The 22,777-nt window shown below is 44.2% G+C and carries 17 protein-coding genes; 13 read left to right on the top strand and 4 right to left on the bottom strand.

Annotation, left to right across the window (positions count from 1 at the left end):
• Window positions 1-360: 360 nt before the first annotated feature.
• Window positions 361-1,140 (bottom strand): IS21-like element helper ATPase IstB, encoded by a 780-nt coding sequence (gene istB / locus AB3489_RS13860; RefSeq protein WP_019224717.1) that lies wholly within the window; start codon window positions 1,138-1,140, stop codon window positions 361-363.
• Entirely contained in the window at window positions 1,137-2,354 is a 1,218-nt protein-coding gene (gene istA / locus AB3489_RS13855) for an IS21 family transposase (RefSeq protein ID WP_019224716.1), read from the bottom strand. The genes istB and istA overlap by 4 nt, the downstream gene beginning before the upstream one ends.
• 86 nt (window positions 2,355-2,440) lie before the next feature.
• Between istA and AB3489_RS13850 the strand changes: the two genes are divergently transcribed.
• A complete protein-coding gene (locus tag AB3489_RS13850; RefSeq protein WP_368293345.1) occupies window positions 2,441-3,379 on the top strand; it encodes a DUF2935 domain-containing protein in 939 nt (312 codons plus the stop codon).
• A 126-nt stretch (window positions 3,380-3,505) separates the two neighbouring features.
• Here AB3489_RS13850 and AB3489_RS13845 read toward each other — a convergent pair whose 3' ends face one another.
• Window positions 3,506-4,000 carry an HD domain-containing protein gene (locus AB3489_RS13845; RefSeq protein WP_368293344.1) on the bottom strand — a complete coding sequence of 165 codons (495 nt, stop codon included), beginning with the start codon at window positions 3,998-4,000 and terminating at the stop codon, window positions 3,506-3,508.
• Window positions 4,001-4,331: 331 nt separating this feature from the next.
• On the opposite strand from AB3489_RS13845, the gene AB3489_RS13840 reads away from it, so the two are divergent.
• Window positions 4,332-8,123 carry a phosphoribosylformylglycinamidine synthase gene (locus AB3489_RS13840; RefSeq protein WP_368294639.1) on the top strand — a complete coding sequence of 1,264 codons (3,792 nt, stop codon included), beginning with the start codon at window positions 4,332-4,334 and terminating at the stop codon, window positions 8,121-8,123.
• Between the two features lie 90 nt (window positions 8,124-8,213).
• Here AB3489_RS13840 and AB3489_RS13835 read toward each other — a convergent pair whose 3' ends face one another.
• Entirely contained in the window at window positions 8,214-8,564 is a 351-nt protein-coding gene (locus AB3489_RS13835; RefSeq protein ID WP_368293343.1) for a NusG domain II-containing protein, read from the bottom strand.
• A gap of 331 nt (window positions 8,565-8,895) precedes the next feature.
• Between AB3489_RS13835 and fba the strand changes: the two genes are divergently transcribed.
• The 11 genes from fba to pstA all read left to right on the top strand — a co-directional run bounded on the left by fba (window position 8,896) and on the right by pstA (window position 22,766).
• Complete coding sequence (gene fba / locus AB3489_RS13830; RefSeq protein WP_019224607.1) at window positions 8,896-9,822, top strand: class II fructose-1,6-bisphosphate aldolase; 927 nt, start codon at window positions 8,896-8,898, stop codon at window positions 9,820-9,822.
• Between the two features lie 174 nt (window positions 9,823-9,996).
• A complete protein-coding gene (locus tag AB3489_RS13825) occupies window positions 9,997-12,117 on the top strand; it encodes an ATP-binding protein (RefSeq protein WP_368293342.1) in 2,121 nt (706 codons plus the stop codon).
• Between the two features lie 9 nt (window positions 12,118-12,126).
• Complete coding sequence (locus AB3489_RS13820; protein ID WP_368293341.1) at window positions 12,127-12,492, top strand: response regulator; 366 nt, start codon at window positions 12,127-12,129, stop codon at window positions 12,490-12,492.
• A 209-nt stretch (window positions 12,493-12,701) separates the two neighbouring features.
• Window positions 12,702-14,066, top strand: a complete 1,365-nt coding sequence (locus AB3489_RS13815; RefSeq protein WP_368293340.1) for a citrate/2-methylcitrate synthase — start codon at window positions 12,702-12,704, stop codon at window positions 14,064-14,066.
• Window positions 14,067-14,110: 44 nt separating this feature from the next.
• On the top strand, window positions 14,111-14,746 hold the full coding sequence (gene trmB, locus AB3489_RS13810; protein ID WP_368293339.1) for a tRNA (guanosine(46)-N7)-methyltransferase TrmB: 636 nt from the start codon (window positions 14,111-14,113) through the stop codon (window positions 14,744-14,746).
• A gap of 49 nt (window positions 14,747-14,795) precedes the next feature.
• Window positions 14,796-17,153, top strand: a complete 2,358-nt coding sequence (locus AB3489_RS13805) for an ATP-dependent DNA helicase (RefSeq protein ID WP_368293337.1) — start codon at window positions 14,796-14,798, stop codon at window positions 17,151-17,153.
• A 219-nt stretch (window positions 17,154-17,372) separates the two neighbouring features.
• Window positions 17,373-18,209 (top strand): phosphate ABC transporter substrate-binding protein PstS family protein, encoded by an 837-nt coding sequence (locus AB3489_RS13800; protein WP_368293336.1) that lies wholly within the window; start codon window positions 17,373-17,375, stop codon window positions 18,207-18,209.
• 192 nt (window positions 18,210-18,401) lie between these two features.
• Window positions 18,402-19,097 (top strand): winged helix-turn-helix domain-containing protein, encoded by a 696-nt coding sequence (locus tag AB3489_RS13795; RefSeq protein ID WP_368293334.1) that lies wholly within the window; start codon window positions 18,402-18,404, stop codon window positions 19,095-19,097.
• Window positions 19,097-20,866 carry a two-component system histidine kinase PnpS gene (gene pnpS / locus AB3489_RS13790; RefSeq protein WP_368293333.1) on the top strand — a complete coding sequence of 590 codons (1,770 nt, stop codon included), beginning with the start codon at window positions 19,097-19,099 and terminating at the stop codon, window positions 20,864-20,866. The genes AB3489_RS13795 and pnpS overlap by 1 nt, the downstream gene beginning before the upstream one ends.
• A gap of 188 nt (window positions 20,867-21,054) precedes the next feature.
• Window positions 21,055-21,921 carry a phosphate ABC transporter permease subunit PstC gene (gene pstC / locus AB3489_RS13785; protein WP_368293332.1) on the top strand — a complete coding sequence of 289 codons (867 nt, stop codon included), beginning with the start codon at window positions 21,055-21,057 and terminating at the stop codon, window positions 21,919-21,921.
• Window positions 21,921-22,766 carry a phosphate ABC transporter permease PstA gene (pstA, locus tag AB3489_RS13780; RefSeq protein ID WP_368293331.1) on the top strand — a complete coding sequence of 282 codons (846 nt, stop codon included), beginning with the start codon at window positions 21,921-21,923 and terminating at the stop codon, window positions 22,764-22,766. Before pstC ends, pstA begins: the two co-directional genes overlap by 1 nt.
• Window positions 22,767-22,777: the final 11 nt, after the last annotated feature.

The raw sequence follows: 22,777 nt of genomic DNA, 5'->3' as shown, positions 1-22,777 counted from the left end.
TGTCCATTTTAATAACCACTAAATGCTATGTTACAGCATTTAGTGGTTTTGATTTTTGTGGTATATCGGTCAGAACACCGCTGGACGTTAAAAATATATCGTTGGCAATAATGGCGCTGAATATTATAACGAACTGAACATGACCCGGTTAAACTCTCATCCGTAGTTAAGAAGGGCTAACATTAATAGAGACGTGAGTAGATTTCTAGAGATAATGGAATAAATAAGTTCTTTTAAAAATACGTTTTAGCGTAAGCGTTAACGAAGGAGGGGTTTAATTGAAAGCAATATTACTGCCTGGAGATTTTGTGTCAACACCAGTGCAAAATTCCTCAAAAACAACGGTTGAAAATTCCCCAATTAGCCGGCAGAAGTTGATTCAAATTTACTTGAATCATAGAAACCAGCTTTTTTCTTTTCTTTTACCCTATAGCTGTCTCCCTTAATATTGATGGTTGTAGAGTGGTGCAGCAAGCGGTCAAGAATAGCCGTAGCTACAACGTTATTGCCGAATACATCACCCCATTCTCCATAAGATTTATTTGAAGTCAGGATAATCGATCCCTTTTCGTAACGACTGGAGATGATCTGAAAGAAATAATGCGCTGTTTCATCATCCATCGCTGCATACCCGACTTCATCAATAACCAAGATGCCGGGTTTACACAAGGTCTTAATCTTACGATGAATCCGCCCCGAGATGATGTTCTCCTTAATCATCGCAATCAGCTCATGGGCGCTTAGAAAGTAAGCCGTGTACCCATTTTTAATAGCTTCTACCGCAAGTCCTACTGCTAGGTGGGTTTTGCCAACACCAGGCGGACCAAGGAATACCACGTTTTCAGATCGGGCTACAAATCCTAAGGTTTTTAGTTCATTTATTTTTCTGGCATTTGCACTGGGTTGGAAGTCAAAATCAAACTTTTCAAGTGTTTTTACGTATGGCAGTTTAGCCATTTTCATATTTGCTTTCGCAGCCCGTTCACGCTTGGCTTCAATCTCAGCCCACAACAACTTGTCCAGAAACTCAAGATAAGATATACTACCCTTGGAAGCTTCTTCCGCGTGGTGATCATACACGGCATCCATATGGATCAGGCCGAGGATTTCGCAAGCCTCATGCATACGCTCGTGAATCATTGTGTCACCTCGCTTATGAGCGAATCATAGACCTGTAGTGGTCTTTGATACACTTTGGGTGGTTGTTCTGGTATCAGAATCGGTGCTGTGGCGGCAACTTTATTCTGAGACCATGTCTGTAATCCCTCAAAGTGTTTTTTATTGTGCAGAGCATGGTATTTACCGGAAAGTTTTACATGCGACGTAATACAGATACCGGTTTCATCGTAGATTTCCAGATGCCCGTTGTTTAAGTCCCGAATTCCAACGCGTCGGCCCACAAAACGGTACGGAACGGAGTAGAAATTTGCTTCGTAGCTAACGGTGCAGTCATTCATTACTTTTCGGGATTGCAGATCATGAAGTAAGAATGACTCAGGATTCATAGGTTTAAGATTCTCACGTTTGAAAGCTTCGAATGGAATTTCACGAGTTGTTTGATGTAGTCGGACATTGCAGACTGTATCCAGCCATAACCTAACTGCTCCATTCAAATCGGCCAGACTCGATACGGTTCGAATTCTCGGCCAAAAGTTCTTACGCAGATATTTGACGCCGTTTTCTACCTTGCCTTTCGTACGAGGATGATAGGGACGGCAGCGCAACGGATTGAATTCCTGATGCTTAGCAAAACGCAAAAACTTGTCGTTCCATTTATTTGTGCCAGTCTGGTGACTGTGTTTAACTACAGTTTTCATGTTATCGTAAAGTATGGTTTCCGGTACACCACCAAAGAAGGTAAAAGCCCGTTCGTGACAACCGATAAGTGTCTCAATACGTTCGTTCTCGGTAAATTCAACAAATTGTTTCCGGGAGTGTCCCATGATCATAATGAAAGCATGAACTTTAATAAACGTTCCATCTTCCTTCAAGATCTTAAATTCACCCCAATCAACCTGGGCTTGTTTACCTGGTGGGGTTTCAAAGCGTATGGAGGCTTTACCTCTCATTTGCTCTCGATGCGGTTTCATGAAATCTCGGAGAATTGTCATCCGGCCTTGATAGCCCATAGCCTTGATTTCATCAAATAAGATCATGGCATTGACGCAGCCTTCGTTCATTCTCTGAGCAATGTAAGTCGTGTAATTATCCAGTTTGCTTTTGGATCGGGCTCTCTTCCGATATGCTGGAAGCTCATTGCTTTTTATCCACTTAGATACTGTTTTTCGATCTAAGTCTAGTTCTCTAGCGATTTGAGTGACATTCATTCCTTTGCTTTTTAAGTCTCTGATCATAAAAAATTCCTCACTTTGTACCATTAATTGCCTCTCCTCCTGTGGAGAAGAGTACGTTGTTTGTGGGGAATTTTCAACCGTTTATTATGGGTATTTTAGCATCGTTCTTTTCATTTGTTCGGGAGTCCTTGGAATTACACCTGTTTTTTGGACGAATTATGAAGGAGCATTCTATATTCCTCGAAGCTGGTTTTGTGACGAAGGATGCAGCATTTGCGCAACAAGCGGATATGTTTAAGACCCAATTTGCTGAAGTATTAAGGGAGGCTGTATTTTTGGCAAACGGGGTTGTCAGCGAAGAAACATTAAGATCAGGGGAATCCATAACAGATAAAACGCTACGAGCTGAACAAGTTACTGAGGAGCTATCTGGGATCACTATTGAATCAGTTATTACTAATGAAGAATTCGGACTAACCCCAAATGGCGGAGTAAATCCAGCACAACTTGAGGCACAAGTCACTGCCTTAAATCAGAAAGCCATTGGTTTGACCAATGCTTTGGTCCAGTTTAAAACCAACATACTTAACGGAATGCTTCAATGTAAATTGTTCACTTTTAATTTTCCTTTATTAATAATCCATATCCGAAGAGAAGCATTATTTTACATAAATCATTTAGAGAGATTGCAAAGGCACATGGCGGTTGATTTTATTCAGGAGGCTATTGAAGAAGAAAAGTTCTGGAACAGGCAAATGGCGGAACACGCACAGTTTATTCGTCAATTATTAGATCCAACTGAATCTGGCCTAATTGTTAAAGCAGAAGGCTTTGACAAGCAATTCAATACACTTGAACAAAAGGTGCCGGAAGCATCCTTAACTAAAACAGATATCAGTGGTTTAACACGGTCAACGATTACGGCGACCCGAGCATTTAGAGATTTTAAAGCAGCCGGTACAGAAGGGATACTAACGTGTAAGATAAAATCAATAATCATTCCACTCTTAGCAGATCATGTATTGAGAGAAGCTAATCATTACCTAAGAATATTAAACAGGTTAAAACGGGATTTACAGTTATAACACATTAGAATATTTCTTTTCGCCCTTGCTCGCGCTAAAAGGGAAGAGTTCATTAACTCTTCCCTTAATTGACATTCAAATATTATCGAGCTGAATGAGAATTACAGCACATTCTAGATCGTCAGGCTATTTTGAAAAATATAGTTTGTTCAGGAATCTTCGTCCGGTTTCAGTCTTGAATATTTTCTCAGAAACATTTTGAATGGCGATCTCTGACAGGTCATCTTCAAAAGCATTAACAATAAAATCAGCCTCTATCAATATCTGGTGATCAAGTTCGTCAATCTTATCATAGGTATGGTGATGCGCAATCAACCAGCAAATCCTATCAATGACCGCGGGATCAAAGTTCAAATCTTCCAATAGCTTTCTGGCTTCAGGAGGTCCTTCGACTTGTTGATGACTTCCGGAAGCACTGTTGTATTTTTTTTCACTGTTTTTTATCCCAATGTCATGAGTAACAGCCGCAATTTCAAGAATTTCCTGCGTGCTTTCATCCAGCCCTTCCAGCACGCCAATGGTCTTGGCAAAGCCATAGACCTTAATAAAATGGTTGATGCGCCGCGCGTCGCCCATAAAATAATGGATCATAGCGTTGATAACCTGCCCGATATCATTCATTCCGCACCTCCAGATTAAGCTGCCATGGTATTGGCCGCTGTCTTAGTTAATTCTACTATAAAATACATGTAAAGGAACTATTTCGAATAGGCAACTTTATAATTGCAGAACATTCTGTTTTCCCTTGACGGCCAGTCTTTTCGAATTATACTAATACTTAACGAATATATTCGACTCAATATGCACAGCCATTCGGTATTTATGCTGCGGATCACAAAATCGACGCAGTGGGTCTACCAATAAAACAGGTATTGTGATATGGACTGCATGAGCGTAAAATGTACAAGACAGAAGTTAGAATTATGTTGCACACCAGAAATGGAGGTACTATATTTTGTTACAAGCTGTAAAAAGATTGTATGTGGAGAAAAAACAGGGGTTCAATATCGAAGCTCAGGGACTTTTTGCAGATCTTCGGGATAATTTAAGCATTGCAGGACTGCAGGGGGTCAGAACGATCAACCGCTATGATATTTCCGGGATTACCGATGAAGAATATGAGAAATCCCGTACGATTATTTTTGCCGAGCCTCCCTTGGATATCCTTTACGAGGAAACGCTGGACATCTCGTCAGGGGACAGGGTCTTTGCGATGGAGTATCTGCCAGGTCAGTACGATCAACGGGCGGATTCGGCAGCCCAATGTATCCAGATGCTGACCCAGAAAGAGCGTCCGCTGATTGCTTCAGCTAAAGTGATTATCCTGGAAGGAAAACTATCTGATCAGGACTTTGCAAGAATCAAACAATACTGCATTAACCCGGTCGAATCGCGGGAAGCTTCGCTGGCAAAACCGCAGGGTCTAGAATTTGAAGCAGCAGAACCGGCCGACGTTGAAACGATGGAAGGATTTATCACCAAAACACCGGAAGAAATTACTGCGATGCAGCAGCACATGAATCTCGCCATGAGCGTCGAAGACTTGCTGTTCTGTCAGTCCTATTTCCGGGATACGGAAAAAAGAAACCCGACCATGACTGAAATTAAAACGATTGACACTTACTGGTCCGATCACTGCCGGCACACGACATTCCAGACTGAAATTGAAGAAGTCGATATTAAGGATGGAATTTTTTCCGGGCCTATCAAAACGGCTTTCGATTGCTATAAGGCTTCCAGAGCTAAGGTATATCGGGACAAGCTGCCCACTAAGGACATTTGTCTGATGGATATCGCTACAATAGGGATGAAAGAGCTTAAAATGGCAGGCCTCCTTGATGATCTGGATGAATCCGATGAAATCAATGCCTGCAGTATTGTTGTGACTGCCGAGGTGAACGGCCGGGAAGAAGAATGGCTGGTAATGTTTAAAAACGAAACGCATAATCATCCGACAGAAATCGAACCGTTTGGCGGTGCTGCCACCTGTCTGGGCGGTGCGATCCGAGACCCGTTGTCAGGCCGGACCTATGTCTATCAGGCGATGCGGGTCACCGGCAGCGGCGATCCGCGGGCAAAGGTCGAAGATACTTTATCCGGTAAACTGCCTCAAAGAAAGATTACCACCGTTGCTGCCGCCGGATATAGTTCTTACGGCAATCAAATCGGACTGGCGACAGGTCAGGTCGCCGAAGTCTATGACGAAGGCTTTATCGCTAAAAGAATGGAGATCGGTGCGGTCATCGGTGCTGCCCCCAGAAAAAACGTCATCCGCAAACCTCCTGAAGAAGGTGACGTGATCGTGCTGGTTGGCGGCAGGACAGGCCGGGACGGCTGCGGCGGAGCGACGGGTTCTTCCAAAGAACATACGCTGGAATCGCTGACCAGCTGCGGCGCCGAAGTTCAGAAGGGCAATCCGCCGAATGAAAGAAAGATCCAGCGGCTGTTCCGCAACCCGGAAGTCAGTACGCTTATTAAAAAATGCAACGATTTTGGTGCCGGCGGTGTCTCTGTTGCCGTGGGGGAACTGACTGACGGCCTTGATATCTGTTTGGATGCCGTGCCAAAAAAATACGAAAGCCTGGATGGGACAGAACTGGCGATTTCCGAATCCCAGGAGCGCATGGCTGTCGTCCTGGCAGCTGAGGATTGGGACAAATTTAAAAGCCTGGCAGCCGAAGAAAATCTTGAAGCAACCGTTATTGCCCGGGTAACCGGCGATCATCGGCTTAAAATGTCCTGGCGGGGCAAGACGATCCTGGATCTCAACCGTGACTTTCTGAATACCAACGGGGTCAAACAAAAGACGAAGGTTGAAGTGGCAGTACCGTTGGAAACGCAAAATTACTTTAACGCTATCCCCAGCCCAGTGGCCCAGGAACTGCCGGATTTACATAAAGCCTGGAATGCTAATTTAGGCGATTTGAATGTCTGCAGTAAAAAGGGACTGATCGAGAGATTTGACAGTACGATCGGCGCGGCATCGGTACTCATGCCGTTAGGCGGGAAATACCAGCTGACCCCGGCTGAAGGCATGGTTGCCAAACTGCCGGTACTTGAAGGTGATACGACGACAGCTACGATCATGACGTATGGCTATAACCCGCAACTGGCCAAATGGAGCCCGTTTCACGGGGCTTTATATGCGGTGCTGGATGCCGTTGCGAAAGCAGTGGCGTTAGGCGGAGATTACCGCAAGATACGCCTTACCTTGCAGGAGTATTTCGGCAAACTCAACGACGCCGGCAAGTGGGGGCATCCTTTCAGTGCTTTATTGGGCGCTTATTATGCTCAAAAGCAGCTGGGTATTCCCGCTATAGGCGGAAAAGACAGTATGTCGGGCAGCTTTATGGAGCTGAATGTCCCGCCCACCCTGGTCGCATTTGCCGTTTGTACGGCAGATGCCCGCAAGGTTGTATCCCAGGAATTCAAACAGGCCGGAAGCAATGTGGTCCTGCTGAAACTGACCCGGGACGAACAGGAAATCCCTGACTTTGCCATGGCGGCGAAAAACTTTGTAAAAGTCTCGGACTTGATTCAGTCAGGCTGTGTGCGCTCTTCGCGCACGGTTAGAATGGGCGGGATTGCCGGTGCTGTCAGCGAGATGGCTTTCGGCAATATGATTGGTTTCCATTTCAGCAGACAAATAGAGTCTTCAGACCTGTTTCGGACAGATTATGGTTCGATTCTGTTGGAATTGGATGAGAAAGCTGACCTGCCTGCTTTGTTTGGCGATGTCGAATACGAATTACTCGGCTGCACGCAGGAGAAACCAGCAATCGCTGTCAACGGAGTCGAGTTGCTGCTGACGGATATGCTGAGCCAATGGGAAATGCCGCTGGAAAAAATCTTTCCAAGCAAGGTTGAGAATGCCGAAAATACCGAAAAACCTCGGACAGTCAGCTTTGACAAGCGCAGTACTTTCAGACCGGCGATTAAAGCAGCAAAACCGCGAGTATTTATCCCTGTTTTTCCAGGGACAAACTGTGAATATGATTCTGCCAAAGCTTTCACGAAAGCCGGTGGTCTGGTCGAAACCATGGTTATTCGAAATCTCAGCGCCGCAGATATTGAAGGCTCGATCAAAGAAATGGTCAAAATCATCAATAACTCCCAGATCATCATGCTTCCGGGTGGTTTTAGCGCCGGAGACGAACCGGACGGATCGGGAAAATTTATTGCCACCTTGTTTAATAACCCGCGCATCAAAGATGCCGTCATGAACCTTCTGAAACAGCGGGACGGTCTGATGCTCGGAATATGCAACGGCTTCCAGGCTTTGATCAAGCTGGGACTGGTCCCCTACGGGGAAATCAAAGAAATAAACGCAGAAGATCCTACGTTGACCTATAACAAGATCGGACGCCACGTTTCCTGCATGGCTCGGACCAAGGTTGTTTCCACACTTTCCCCCTGGTTTAGCGGTATTGAATTGGGCGAGACACATACCATTCCGGTTTCGCATGGCGAAGGAAGATTTGTCGCGAGTCCTGAAGTCATCAGCAAGCTGATCCAGAACGGGCAGATCGCTACCCAATATGTCGATCTGAATGGAACACCAAGCAACGATAGCAAGGATAATTCGAATGGTTCCTTTGACGCCATTGAAGGGATCACCAGCCCTGACGGACGGGTATTGGGCAAAATGGCGCATTCCGAACGGACCGGAACCGGTGTTGCTGTAAACGTCCCCGGCAACAAATACCAGCCCATTTTTGAGGGCGGCATCCATTATTTCAAGTAAAAGTTCCTATTCAAATCATACACCCCCAGTCCTTTGGCTGGGGGTGTTATTGTCGTGTTATTGCATTTATTCCGGTAGATGAACGCAAGTTTAGTTCTCAGTAATATTGACAATTGCCTTATTGGGCAGACAAACAGCATAATCCCCTGGGTTTTCCAGCCAGCCTGTCCGGACACAAATCTGGTCGGGACAGTTGGTCTCTTTAAATCTGATGCGGCCTTTTTCCACCAGAACAATCTCATGGTATTTGCCTGGAAGGGTAATTTCCCGCGGTTCCTGAACCGCATTTAAATCAATACGTTCGATAAGCACGTTATTCTGTGTGATTTCGGCAAACCTGAGGTCTTTTTCATTTTGGGATTGATAGAATTTTATTCTACCTAAACCGATGAGCACGATTAAGATAATGATGCCAACTAGGATAATATCATGTTTCTTCATGGTATTTGTAGGTCCTCCTTGAGCATTCTCCTTATGGATGTCTGACTGAACAGCACAAGAAAAACAGAACATAACTTTCTTCATTCAAACATACTATAATTGATCAAGCAAAACAGTGTCAAGATGTCAAAGGGAAAGCATGATATGACATATCGATATAATGAAAATGTAGGCAAATGATGTCGAATGAATAAGTAAGTTTATAAGGACTATTGAAGTTTTCAGGCAATTAATATAAACTAAAGCCGTCACTAAAACGGTAAAAATAATTTTTCAACTGGGTAATACTATACAAAAGCATACATATAAAAAATATCTGGAGGGAATTAATATGCCACTGGTAACTTCTGCTGAAATGTTTAAAAAAGTCTATGGAAAATGTGCTGTCGGAGCATTTAACGTTAACAATATGGAAATTATTCAGGGAATTGTTGATGCTGCGAAGGAAGAAAAAGCACCTTTAATTTTACAGGTTTCTGCGGGTGCCCGGAAATATGCCAAACATATTTACTTAATGAAGCTGGTAGAGGCTGCAGTGGAGGATACGGGTTTGCCGATCTGCCTGCATTTGGATCACGGGGAAGACTTTGAGATTTGTAAGGCTTGTGTTGACGGCGGTTTCACATCGGTGATGATCGATGGTTCTAAGCTGTCTTTTGCCGAAAATATTGCGGTTACCAAAAAGGTTGTAGAGTACGCCCATGCGAAAGGCGTCGTCGTGGAAGCCGAATTAGGCAGACTTGCCGGCATTGAAGATGCAGTAAATGTCAGTGCTAAGGACAGCAGCTATACGGATCCGGAGCAGGCTGCCGAATTTGTCCATAAAACTGGCTGTGATTCCCTGGCTGTTGCGATTGGCACCAGTCACGGAGCGTATAAGTTCAAGGGAGAAGCGATGCTTGATTTTGAGCGTCTTGAAAAGATAGCCTCTCTGCTTCCTGGCTTCCCATTAGTTTTACACGGCGCGTCTACGGTACTGCCGGAATTTGTGGCAAAATGCAACGAATACGGAGGAGATATCAAGGGAGCGCAGGGTGTCCCCGAAGACATGCTTCATAAGGCTGGGACCATGGGAGTCTGCAAAATAAATATTGATACCGATCTGCGCCTTGCCATGACGGCTTCAATCCGCGAGTATTTGGCGAATAGTCCTGCTGATTTTGATCCCCGTCAGTATCTAAAACCGGCTAGAGAAGCCATCAAAAATATGGTTAAGCATAAGATTGCTAATGTCTTAAACTGCAGTAATCAGCTCTAAGAATAGTATAGTGAGCGAACGACAAATAAAAGAGTATACTTAGTGGAAATACGAAATATTGCGAAAAAAGTAGACAGTTTAAGTCTGCTTTTTTATTTGATATAATGGAAAAAGGTATTTTGTAGATTTATGTAGAATTTTCCCAGAAACAATTTTTATAAGTAGGGATATTAATTGGAAAATAATCGGAGAAGACTGGCAAGAACGGTTAACGTTCTTATTCTTGCTTTGCTGGTATTAATTCAAATTCTCTTGATCAGGTCCTGGTATAATAAGACCCTTGATGATATCGGCATCAACGCGATGACCATCTCTCGGGTTGTTGCTGACAGTGTTAATATTGCTGAATATGAAAAGTTACTTGCGGAGAAAGAGCCTAATGATTATTTTAGAGAGATGCAGGCATATTTTCAGCGTATTCAAGCTGAAACCGGAGTAAAGTATGTATATGTCGAGCATCGAATATCACCCAGCCAAATTGAATACATTTTCGATTCGGAGAAGGTGTCTTTAGGAGAGACCGATGAACTGTCTACACCGGCAGCACATACGCATACCAAAGCTTTTCACACGAGAGCGCAGACTTCAACGCTTTGGGGTACTTTGATTACCGGCTATGCACCATTGGTCAATGCCGAGGGTCAGGTCATAGGCGCAGTCGGAACAGATGTAGATATCCAATATATTTATCAGGAATTGGCCAAACGCGTCGGGCAGATCATTCTTTATACAGCAGCTATGGTCGTTCTCTTCGGCTTGCTTATTTATTTCACGCTCAGTGAAGAAATACGAAGACGGCGCGTCGTCGAAAAAAATCTTAAACAAAGTATGCAGTCTGTGAAAAATTTACTCAATAATGCCGGGCAGGGCTTCCTGTCTTTTGGATCAGACCTGTGTATTGAACCTGAATACAGCATTGAATGCCAGAGATTATTGGGTCCTGACTTAGATAAACGTAACTTTTCGGACTTAATTTATCCGGAGGACCAGGAACAAAGAGACTTTGTGAACAAAGTTCTTCTGGAATGTTTTCAGGAGAATGACCCGGTACGCAGGGAGGTATTCCTTTCTTTTCTGCCGGATGTCATTTTCCTGAATAACTACTATATAAAAATCGAATACAAGTTTATCGCGGATAAGTGTCAGGAAGAAACACAAGCTTTGATGGTTATCTTAACGGATGCTACGGAAAAACGCGCTTTGCAGGAACAAATGGAAAATGAACGGAAAACACTTAAAATGATTGTTAAGGCTGTTATCAGCCGTAATGACCTTTTGGAACTTATTTCAGATTACCAGCGTTTTTGCCAGATGACCGTATCGCAGCTGGTTATTTGCAAAGAACCGCTTCAGCGGGTAATTGTCGATGTCAAACGAAGGATTCATACCTTTAAAGGGGAATTTGGCCAGTTTGAGATGATGCATATGGTTCGTTCTCTTCACCATCTTGAAGAAGAGATCAAATCTTTTGAACAAAGGGATTCAGCAACCAGTACTGGTTTAGGTATGCTCCTGCAAAATTTGAATCTTGAACATGCTCTGAATGAAGGTTTGCGTATTCTGCAGTCAACACTAGGGGAGAATTTTATTGTCAGAGATAAAATCATCGAGATTCCGGAAGCAAAACTGCTTGAATTGGAAGATCAAATAGCGACACTTATTCCATCGCAGGAGGCCAATATTTTGATTACCAAAGTCAGGCAATTGCGTTACCGCTCGTTCAAAGAGCTTTTAGCTGCTTACCCTAATACTATAGAAGGCTTAGCTCAGGGCTTGGAGAAATCGTTGTATCCTCTTGAACTAGAAGGCGGAGAGTTTCCTGTAGATACAAAAAGGTATCAGGCCTTTACCAAATCACTGATTCATATTTTTGCGAACTGCGTAGATCATGGCATTGAAAACAGGGAAGACAGAATCAAAGCCGGAAAAGAAGAAAAGGGCCGCGTTGTCTGCGAAATGAAATTAGTTCAAGATCAAATATTATTAAAGATCGCTGATGACGGCAAAGGCTTAGACTTGGAAGGAATCAAACAAAAAGCGCTTGAGCTTGGGGTATTTACCGCAGAACAACTGGCAGAGCTGGACGATAAAGATATTATCCCACTTATTTTTGAAGACGGGCTTTCCAGCAAAGACAGTGCATCGATGATTTCGGGACGCGGCATCGGCATGGCGATCGTTAAACAAGAACTTGAAAAAATAGGCGGTCATTTGGATATTGTTACAAATCCTGACACTGGAACAGAATTCAATTTTCTGCTGCCAATTGGAACCGGCACTCATAGTTACGACTGAGGAGGAAAAATGGCTAAGGTATTAATCGTTGATGACTCTGCAATTATGAGGAGAAATTTAGCTGCTATCATGGGGAGAGGCGGGCATGAAGTCATAGGCGAAGCGCTCAATGGCATGCAGGCTCTGGCTGAATATGGAAATTTGCATCCGGATATTGTGACAATGGATATTACGATGCCTCTGTCAGACGGCATCGAGGCGCTTGGTAAATTGCTCGGCAGGTACCCTGATGCCAGGGTGGTTATGATAAGCGCAATTAACCAAAAAGACAGGGTCTTCGAGGCAATTAAATTGGGCGCCAAGAATTACATTATTAAACCTTTTGAGGAAGACAGGGTAATCAATATTATAAACCAGGTCCTGGGTTTAAAATAATAGTCATGTGAATCAAAAATGATGTAAGGCCGACGAAGAGAGGCGGTTCTTTCTTTGTTGGCCTTCTTGTTAGGGTAAATAAATGATATTTACAACAAACAACCCTGATAGTATAATAAAGTTGTTTGAAAGAACGGCCATATCCTATTTTAAGGATAATCAATCAATAAGGTAAATGAGACAGGATTAACTAAGAATCGGAGGAGAAAATGACGAGCAATAAAAAGGAAACAATTGATTCTTTTACACATAAGTACAGCAAGATCTGTCAGGAAAACAGCTGGATTGATCCAAGCCTCTATAATGAGTATGGCGTAAAACGCGGCTTAAGAGATAAGAACGGGGAAGGGGTACTTGCCGGGTTAACCAATATCTCTTTAATCAAGTCTCATGACGAAATTGATGGAAAACGGATTCCCTGTGATGGAAAACTCCTTTACCGGGGATACAATATCACCGATTTGGTCAAAGGATTTGCACATAATCAGCAATATGGCTTTGAAGAAACAACGTATCTGCTTCTGTTTGGATCACTGCCTAATGAAGAACAATTAGCCCACTTTAAAGACATTTTAGTGGAAAGCAGAAATCTTCCTAAAAATTTTGTGCGTGATGTGATTATGAAAGCACCGAGCAGGGACATCATGAATTCTCTGACAAAGAGTGTTCTTACCCTGGCATCCTATGATGAGACCATAGACGATGTGTCTTTAGATAATGTTTTGCGGCAATGTCTGATGCTGATCAGCATTTTTCCGATGCTGTGCGTGTACGGGTATCATGCCTATAATCATTATGAATGCAACGAAAGCTTTTATATCCACAGACCTGATGACCAGCTCTCCACAGCTCAAAATATCCTGAAAATGTTAAGACCGGATAAACAATTTACAGAACTAGAGGCCAAGGTGCTTGATATCGCGCTTGTGCTGCATATGGAACATGGCGGGGGAAATAATTCTACGTTTACGACCAGAGTTGTTTCTTCTTCCGGCTCGGATACGTATTCCGTCATTGCGGCGGCCTTATCCTCTCTGAAAGGGCCAAAACATGGCGGAGCAAATATCAAAGTTGTCGAGATGGTGGCTGATATCAAATCCCACGTTGCCAACCCTAGGGATGAAGAAGAGGTCAAAAGCTATTTAACGAAGATTTTGAACAAGGAAGTGTTTGACCGAAGAGGTCTTATCTATGGGATGGGACATGCTGTTTATTCCATTTCCGACCCAAGGGCCCAAATCTTCAAAGGCTTTGTCGAGAAGCTGGCGGATGACAGAGACCGAAGAAGTGATTTTGAATTATATGCAATGATTGAGAGACTCGCTCCTCAGGTCATCGCTGAGGAACGGAAAATTTATAAAGGTGTCAGTGCCAATGTGGATTTTTACAGCGGCTTTGTTTACAGTATGCTGGATATTCCGCTGGAACTGTATACGCCGCTGTTTGCGATGGCCAGAATTGTCGGGTGGAGTGCTCACCGTTTGGAAGAACTGGTCAATGCAGATAAAATCATCAGACCGGCCTATGAAAGTCCCCTTATTGATAAGGATTATAGGGTAATGCAGGAACGGTAAGCCCTCTATTCGATTGATAAGCATTGGAAGGAGACAGTGTATAATTGCGGCTTAGGAGAAAACGGAGCGCAAAGCCCGAACTAGAGAAAGACACCAAGACCATTTTAGCCCCTGCGGAATGCAAAGGGAAGTGGAATGAAGTATTCGACAATAATGATCCGGTTCATTTGGAACTGGGCTGCGGCCGGGGGGATTTTATCGCATCTCTTGCAGGCAAAACTAAAAATATCAATTATATTGCAATTGATTCCTACCCGGAAGTGCTGGTTTGTGTGTTAAGGAAACTTAATCAAAGCAAGCTGCCTAACGTCAGATTGGTTTCCATGCGTATTGAAGATACCGACAGTATTTTCGGACAGGATGAAATTAATAAAATCTATATTAATTTCTGCAATCCATGGCCCAGCAAACGGCACCATAAACGCAGGTTGACGCATCCTAACTTTCTGAGGAAGTACCAGACCTTTGTAAAGAAAGGATCCGAGGTTTGGTTCAAAACGGACGATGAACTACTTTTTGAGGATAGTTTGCAGTATTTTCAGGAGACCGGTTTTCAGGAATTATACCGGACATACGATTTGCATCAAAGTGGTTTTGAAGAAAATATCATGACCGAATACGAAACAAAATTTACAGGTCAGGGGATCAAGATTAAGTTTGCCGTTTTTAAGTATGAATAAATAGGATTCGCACAATTTGCACCTATTTTTGGGAGAATGGACTGAAACCATGATTAAGCTTCCGATCAGACAGCTGGTTGAATTAATAATGCGCTGCGGGGACATTGACAGCAGGTATGCTTCCAAGGACAGGATGGCGGAAGGGGCTAAAGCGCACCGGATCCTGCAGAAGAGGAACCGTGAAACCTATGAGGACTATCGAAGCGAAGTTCCGCTTTCTGAAGCATATTGTTACAATGGCATTGATTATACGTTGGAGGGACGTGCTGACGGCATTTTCAGCTGTGAAGGCCGGACCGTTATTGAAGAAATAAAAACCACGGTACTGCCATTGGATTCTATTGACAAGGATTTCAGCGGCGCTCATTGGGCGCAGGCTAAGTGCTATGCGTATATTTACGCTGTCCAGAACGCTCTGACAGAAGCCGTCGTTCAACTGACGTATTTCAATCTGGAGACCAATGAAACCAAACAATGGCTTAATTTTTTTGCAATCAGTGAACTGACGGAATTTATCGGCAGTCTTATTCAAAAGTATTCGGTATGGGCAAGCTTTTCTGCCGAATGGGCAGAGATTCGGGACCCCTCGATCAAGGCGCTTCAGTTTCCTTTCCCGGTCTACCGGCAGGGGCAGCGGGAGCTGGCTGTACAGGCCTACCGGGCCATAGCCGGACGAAAGAAGCTGTTTGTGCAGGCCCCGACAGGAACCGGAAAAACCATCTCGGTGCTGTTTCCAGCCATCAAAGCGATGGGAGAGGCGAAAACCTCTAAACTATTCTATTTGACGGCCAAAACGATAACGCGTCAGGTTGCGGAAGAGGCATTCGAAAGAATGCGCCAAGGCGGTCTGAAAATGAAGACCTTGACGCTGACTGCTAAAGAAAAAATCTGCTTTTGTGAAAAGTCGGTCTGCCATCCCGAGTATTGTAAATATGCCAAAGGGCATTACGACCGAATTAATGCAGCCATTTTAGATGCGATCAAAGAGTCTGATGATTTGTCCAGAAGTGTAATCGAGAAATACGCCCAGAAGCATACAGTTTGTCCGTTTGAACTTTCCCTGGATCTTTCGCTTTTGGCGGACTGCGTCATTTGTGACTACAACTATGTTTTTGATCCGAGAGCACATCTCAGACGCTTTTTTGCAGACAACAGCGGCGATTATGTGTTTCTGATCGATGAAGCCCACAACCTTGTGGACAGAGCGCGGGAAATGTTCTCAGCAAAGCTTGACAAAACTGCTTTTTACCAGGTGAAAAAAGCGTATAAGGGTAGAAATAAAGCGTTGGATAAAATCCTGAACCGCATCAATAAAAAGATGATTGACCTGCGTCATCAATGCGGGGAGCAGGGCTATCTGATTACGACGGAAATGCCCGCGGATTTTCTGAGCCTTCTTCAGCAATACACCGGAACTTGTGAATTGATGCTTAAGGAAAACAGAAGCTTAAGCGAGGATAGTGCTTTTCTTCAGCTCTATTTTGATGTGCTGGGTTTTACAGCAATCGCTGAATTTTACGATGAAAGATACGTTACTTTTGTGGAAACCAAGCGGGATGAGGTAACCGTGAAGCTTTTCTGCCTTGATCCATCGTTTTTGCTGGGAGAGGCTCTTAAAAGAGGCAGTTCGGCGGTGATGTTTTCAGCGACGCTGTCTCCGCTGGAATATTTCCGGGAGGTACTTGGCGGAGGTGAAGCAGACCATATTCTCTCTCTCGATTCCCCATTTGATCATCGGAAGCTTTGCGTGCTGACGGCTGACTCTGTTTCGACCAAGTATAAAGAAAGAGAACAAAGCGCTCACCAGATTACCCGGATGATTGGTTCCTTTGTCGCCCAGAAAACGGGGAATTACATTGTTTATTTTCCATCGTATAAATATATGAACGATGTTTTTGCCGAGTTTGCTTCGGCCTGTCCCGATATCACCGCTGTGGCCCAGGAAGCTTCAATGGCTGAAGAAGAACGGGAACGTTTCCTGCTAAGTTTCAAAGAGAATCCTGAGAAAACCTATGTAGCTTTCTGCGTGCTCGGCGGAATATTCTCCGAAGGCATTGATCTGAAGGGAAGCAGGCTGATTGGTACGGCGATTGTAAGCGTGGGACTGCCCCAGCTAAGTGTTCAGCAGAATATCATTCGGGATTACTTTAACAGCAAAAACGGTCTCGGCTATGAATATGCGTATATGTATCCCGGAATGAACAAGGTGATGCAGGCTGCCGGCAGGGTGATTCGCAGCGAAAACGATATCGGTGCCGTTTTGCTTATTGACGAGCGGTACAGCAACAACAAATATATAAAGCTGTTTCCAAAACACTGGATGCGGCGCAGAAACATCAAAGACAGCAAGTCTCTTGAGAAAAACCTCGGATTGTTCTGGCAGACAGGCAGTAAAGGTAATCCCTAAAAAGCGGGAAAGAATGAGAGAAGTAATAAGACATAAATATAGGACATAATAAAGATGCCTCAGAATAAATCGGAGGCATCTTTTTTATGTAATATTTACAGAATCGTTACAATTACGCAAAGTCTACGCAATAATAAATTGTTATTGTATATATAGCAAAAACATTGGAGGAGATCAGTTTATACTGAAAACTTTAATAATGAGAGGAAGAATTGAAAAATGAAAAAACTGTTTACGCTTATATTGGTAGGTATTCTGGCTTTAGCTTTCACCGGCTGCGGAAGCAAAGACAGCACTTCCCAATCCGACCAACAGCAGGCACAGACTGAGTCCGCAGAAATTACCATCGCAGGGTCCACCTCGGTTCAGCCGATTTCTGAAGCACTCACAGAAGCATTCATGGCGAAAAACCCGAACATTAAAGTTAACGTCCAGGGAGGCGGTTCCGGAGCAGGAATCAAAGCTGCCCAGGAAGGCACCGCGGATATCGGATCTTCTTCCCGTGAGCTGAAACCCGAAGAGACCGGTCTGACGGAAACCATTATCTGTAAGGATGGCGTTGCTATCGTAGTCAATTCTAAAAACGCAGTCAAAGATCTGAGCATCGAGCAGATTAAAAAGATTTATAGCGGCAAAATCACCAACTGGAAAGAAGTTGGCGGAGCTAACCAGACAATCAATGTGATTACCAGAGAAGCGGGTTCCGGAACACGCGGAGCATTTGAAGAACTGGTCATGGGCAAAGATAATCCGATCAGTGACAAAGCGATTGTCCAGAACTCCACTGGTGCTGCGAGAACTTCTGTAGCCGGTGATGTGAATGCGATTGCCTATATTTCGATGGCAAGCATTGATGACACGGTGAAAGCAGTAACCGTAGAAGGTATTGAGGCCAATGCGGAGAATGTCCTGAATGACTCGTACAAAATCCAGCGTCCGTTCCTCTATCTGACCAAAGCGGCGCCTGCGGGTGCAGTTAAAACCTATATTGACTTTGTCATGTCGGATGAAGGACAAAGCATCATTCAAAAAGAAGGTCTTGTATTGGTCAAATAACTAATTTGGCAAAAAAATATGAAGATAGTTCATTTTGATTAAACAGGGTTGGCTTACCACCCTGTTTAATTGGTTTTGCCAGAAAGATGAAATACCTATTACTCTGTTATATAATATGAAATAAACACAGCTTGTACTTATTGGAGTGACATTAATTTTTGAGTAAAAAAGGTTTTCCTAAGGGAGGACGATATGAGCAAAAGAATTATGGTTGTGGAAGATGAAGAAGCGATTGCCCGCTTGATCAGTTATAATCTTCAAAAAGAAGGATATGAAGTTCAGGTTTCAGGAGATGGACTTGACGCACTGCGGAAAATTCGCTCTGAAAAACCCGATTTGCTTATCCTTGATATTATGCTTCCTGGAATGGATGGCTATGAAATTTGCCAAGCAGTCAGGAAAGAAGACAGTTCTCTCCCTGTTATTATGTTGTCGGCGAGAGATGATGAGCTGGATAAAATTCTTGGTCTGGAACTTGGCGGGGATGACTATCTGACAAAACCATTCAGTCCGAGAGAGCTTATTGCCCGGGTACGCGCTTTATTGCGGCGGGCCCAAACGACTCATGCAGCACCTGACCACGAGACTTTTTTGATCGACAGGCTGGCTGTTGATTTTTCCGGACGTGAAATTAGCGTGAATGATCAGATTGTACCGCTTACGCCAAAGGAGTTTGAACTGCTGGAGTATTTAATCCGCCATCGAGGAAAAGTGGTAAGTCGAGATCAGCTGTTAGACAGAGTATGGAACTATGATTTCGCGGGTGATACCAGGATTGTTGATGTTCATATCAGCAGGCTTCGAGAAAAAATTGAGCCCGACCCTAAAAATCCGTCTTATATCCAGACGGTTCGCGGGGTCGGATACAGGTTTAAGGAGCGAGGCTGATGTTGAAAAGTCTGAAAATGAAATTCACAGTTGGCTTTATTGCACTAGCACTGCTTTCAATGCTTGTATCAGGCGTTTATCTTATCAAGGTGCTCGATAACTATTTTATTGAAAATCTGCAGGCCAAACTTTTGGTTGAGGCGAAATTGGTCAGAGAAATGGTTATTGATGAATTTGGTTCGCTGAATATGGTCTCGGATATTGAAAAAATTACCGGTGATCTTGCAAACGTTACTAGCACCAGGGTTACGGTGATCGATGCAAATGGCGTTGTTCTGGGTGATTCTGAGCAGCTGCCGACGCTTATGGAGAACCATCTCGGGCGTCCCGAAATCCACCAGGCGATCAGCGAAGGTGTCGGGATAGCGGAGAGAGAAAGTACAACGCTTAATACGCAAATGATGTATCTGGCGCTGCCTGTTGAGAAAGACGGGGAAATTAAGGGCTTTGTTCGCCTGGCGCTTCCGATGCCCGAAATTACGACGGCCCTATCCAAACTGTGGAGCATGCTGTTCATAGCTCTCTTAATGGCTACAGTAATCGCCGGCATCTTAGGGTTTAAGCTATCGCAGCGTCTGACAAAGCCGATTCAGGAAATGACAGCCGCAGCTCAAAATATTGCTGGGGGTGATTTCAGCCTGCGCACCTACACGACCAGTCAGGATGAGATCGGGAAACTTGGGCAGGCTTTAAATCAAATGGCCCAGCAGTTGAAAGAAATGATTGACGAAGTCTCAACCGGGAAAAGCAAGCTTGAAACGGTCTTAGCGAATATGGTCAGTGGCGTCATTTTTCTCAGAGAAGATGGTAAGATCGATTTGATTAATCCGGCGGCACTGAGGATTTTAGAGATCGAACCGAAAAATGTCAATCGGCATCAGATTGAGATTATCAACAATTACCAATTAAGTACACTGATTGATACGGCACTAAAAACACACAAGGCCGCCAAGGATGATTTATTAATATTATCCCCGCACGAGAAAAATATTGAAGTTAATATTACGCCGATTCTCGGAAAGGGGAATACCAACATCGGGGCCGTCATGGTGCTTCATGATATTACGGATCTCCGGAAACTGGAAACAATGCGCAGGGATTTTGTTGCCAATGTATCCCATGAATTAAGAACGCCTGTCACTTCACTCAAAGGATATGCGGAAACGCTGCTCGATGGTGCGCTTGATGACCCTGAGACGGCCAGAGAATTTGTCAGAATCATCTTGACAGAATCAGAACGGCTGCGGATGCTCGTTGATGACCTGCTGGAATTATCCAGAATTGAATCCGGGAAAGATTCGGTGGAATGGCAGAAAATTGATGTGAGTGCTTTACTGCACTCACTGGAGGTAAAGTTAAGGCCTCAGCTTGAAACCAGGCAGATCGAACTTACTGTCGTTTGTCCAGAGAAGTTGCCATATGCCTGGGGAGATTACAGCATGATCGAGCAGGTGTTGACAAATTTGACGGACAACGCTATAAAATATTCCGCAATAGGGGAAAAGGTCAAAATTGTCGCTTCCCGAAAGTCTGACGGAATACTGTTTGAGGTGATTGATTCCGGGCCTGGAATTCCGGAGCATGATTTACCCCGGGTTTTTGAAAGGTTTTACCGGGTTGATAAAGGCAGGAATCGTAAACAAGGGGGGACGGGGCTCGGATTGGCGATTGTCAAACATATTCTGGAGACCCATGGCACGAGGATACAAGTGGAGAGTACGCTGGGGCGGGGCTCACGATTCTATTTTATGCTGAGGAACAAGCTATGACTATTAAGTTTTAATAAAATCAAATATATCGAAAATAATAGAGATGTCTTGATTATTAAGGCATCTCTTGTTATTTAATGGGGATATTTCGATAGCATACATTTACAAAATCGTTACAATTCCGCAAAGTCTTCTCAACAAATAATTGCTATTGTATAACTAGGAAAATCGTCGGAGGAGACCAATCCATGCAGAAAAGCATTCACCTTAAAAAAAGTGAAATCATCGTTGAAAAAATACTCCTTCTCAGTGCTGTTGCTGCCATTTTTATCATTGCGCTGATCGCTGTATTTGTCATCATTTCGGGTTGGCCTGTTTTGCAGAAAACAGGATTTTTCAATTTTGTCCTCGGAACAACATGGGATCCAACCCATGGTATTTATGGGATCCTGCCAATGGTGGTCGGGTCCATACTTGTAACCTTGGGAGCGCTTGTCCTGGGAATTCCTTTCGGGGTCGCAGGAGCCATCTTTATGGCTGAGATTGCCCCGCCTAAAGCTGCTAAACTGATAAGACCTGCAATCGAACTGCTGGCTGGGATTCCATCGGTTGTCTACGGTTTTTATGGCCTGGCAGTCATCGTTCCTTTAATCCGGAACCATTTTGGCGGAACAGGTTTTAGCATTTTGGCAGGATCCCTGATTCTGGCCATCATGATCCTGCCGACCATCCTGAATCTCTCCGAGACTGCGCTGCGCGCGGTCCCCAACGAATATAAAGACGGATCCTATGCGCTGGGGGCCAATTACTGGCAGACTATCAAATGGATATCACTGCCTGTAGCCCGTTCAGGCATCATCACAGGGGTCGTCCTAGGCATGTCAAGAGCAATCGGGGAGACCATGGCTGTCATCATGGTCACAGGCAATGTGACGCGTATACCCGGAACTTTATTTGACCCGATCCGTACGCTCACTGGAAATATCGTGATGGAAATGGGATATGCCTCAGGGGAACATCAACAAGCGCTATTTGCCACCGGTATCATCCTATTTATCTTTATCATGATCTTAAACCTAATCGTACAGTTTGGTGCAAAAGGCAGGTGGCAATAATGAAAGCATCAGCCCGTATGGAAGAAAAAATAGCAAAATTATTACTCTGGTTGTTTGCGATTTGTACGCTTCTGGTTTTGTTCAGTATTATCGCGCATATTCTGATCAACGGAATCAGCGGGCTAAGCTGGGATTTTATCACCCAGGAACCAAAGCGAATGGGCAAGGAAGGCGGGATTTTTTCCATCATTATCGGCACCATCTACCTGACAGTAGCAGGCATTGTTCTGGCAACACCTATAGGAGTTGGGGCAGCCATCTACCTGACGGAGTACGTAAAAAAGGGCCGGCTGGTACAAATCATCCGTTTTGCCACAGAAGCACTGGCTGCTGTACCTTCAATTATTTTCGGTTTATTTGGATTTGTCCTGTTCGTCATTACCCTGAAGATGGGATGGTCCATTCTATCAGGTGCGCTGACACTGGCTTTTATGGTCCTGCCGACCATTATCAGAGCTGCTGAAGAAGGCATTAAAACAGTGCCGGACTCATACCGTGAAGGCAGTCTTGCGCTTGGCGCAACCAAATGGTATACCATACGAAAAGTTGTTTTGCCTTCGGCGCTTCCCGGAATTGCAACCGGTGTTATCTTGGGGATTGGGAGGGCAATCGGAGAAACAGCGGCAGTCATCCTGACCGCAGGCAGTTCCTTAGGATTGCCGACTTCAATACTTGAACCAACCCGGACGCTTTCCGTTCATCTCTATATTTTAGCGTCGGAAGGAATATCAACCAAGAATGCCTATGCAAGTGCTACCGTGCTCATTATCGTGATCGTTATCATAAATTTTCTGGCCAATAGTCTTATGGGGAAGCTTGCAGGGCGAAACAGCCAGAGTCACTGACAGAGAGAGGT

The organism is Dehalobacter sp. TBBPA1, assembly GCF_040931655.1.
Classification (GTDB): domain Bacteria; phylum Bacillota; class Desulfitobacteriia; order Desulfitobacteriales; family Syntrophobotulaceae; genus Dehalobacter; species Dehalobacter restrictus.
Note: the sequence above shows the minus strand (reverse complement) of the source record. Positions and strands in the feature narration are given on the sequence as shown.

Excerpts from the sequence above, each read along its gene's own strand:
- istB (WP_019224717.1), bottom strand. The coding sequence starts at position 1,140 with ATGATTCACGAGCGTATGCATGAGGCTTGCGAAATCCTCGGCCTGATC.
- istA (WP_019224716.1), bottom strand. The coding sequence starts at position 2,354 with ATGATCAGAGACTTAAAAAGCAAAGGAATGAATGTCACTCAAATCGCT.
- AB3489_RS13850 (WP_368293345.1), top strand. The coding sequence starts at position 2,441 with ATGGGTATTTTAGCATCGTTCTTTTCATTTGTTCGGGAGTCCTTGGAA.
- AB3489_RS13845 (WP_368293344.1), bottom strand. The coding sequence starts at position 4,000 with ATGAATGATATCGGGCAGGTTATCAACGCTATGATCCATTATTTTATG.
- AB3489_RS13835 (WP_368293343.1), bottom strand. The coding sequence starts at position 8,564 with ATGAAGAAACATGATATTATCCTAGTTGGCATCATTATCTTAATCGTG.
- fba (WP_019224607.1), top strand. The coding sequence starts at position 8,896 with ATGCCACTGGTAACTTCTGCTGAAATGTTTAAAAAAGTCTATGGAAAA.
- AB3489_RS13820 (WP_368293341.1), top strand. The coding sequence starts at position 12,127 with ATGGCTAAGGTATTAATCGTTGATGACTCTGCAATTATGAGGAGAAAT.
- AB3489_RS13815 (WP_368293340.1), top strand. The coding sequence starts at position 12,702 with ATGACGAGCAATAAAAAGGAAACAATTGATTCTTTTACACATAAGTAC.
- AB3489_RS13805 (WP_368293337.1), top strand. The coding sequence starts at position 14,796 with ATGATTAAGCTTCCGATCAGACAGCTGGTTGAATTAATAATGCGCTGC.
- AB3489_RS13800 (WP_368293336.1), top strand. The coding sequence starts at position 17,373 with ATGAAAAAACTGTTTACGCTTATATTGGTAGGTATTCTGGCTTTAGCT.
- AB3489_RS13795 (WP_368293334.1), top strand. The coding sequence starts at position 18,402 with ATGAGCAAAAGAATTATGGTTGTGGAAGATGAAGAAGCGATTGCCCGC.
- pnpS (WP_368293333.1), top strand. The coding sequence starts at position 19,097 with ATGTTGAAAAGTCTGAAAATGAAATTCACAGTTGGCTTTATTGCACTA.
- pstC (WP_368293332.1), top strand. The coding sequence starts at position 21,055 with ATGCAGAAAAGCATTCACCTTAAAAAAAGTGAAATCATCGTTGAAAAA.
- pstA (WP_368293331.1), top strand. The coding sequence starts at position 21,921 with ATGAAAGCATCAGCCCGTATGGAAGAAAAAATAGCAAAATTATTACTC.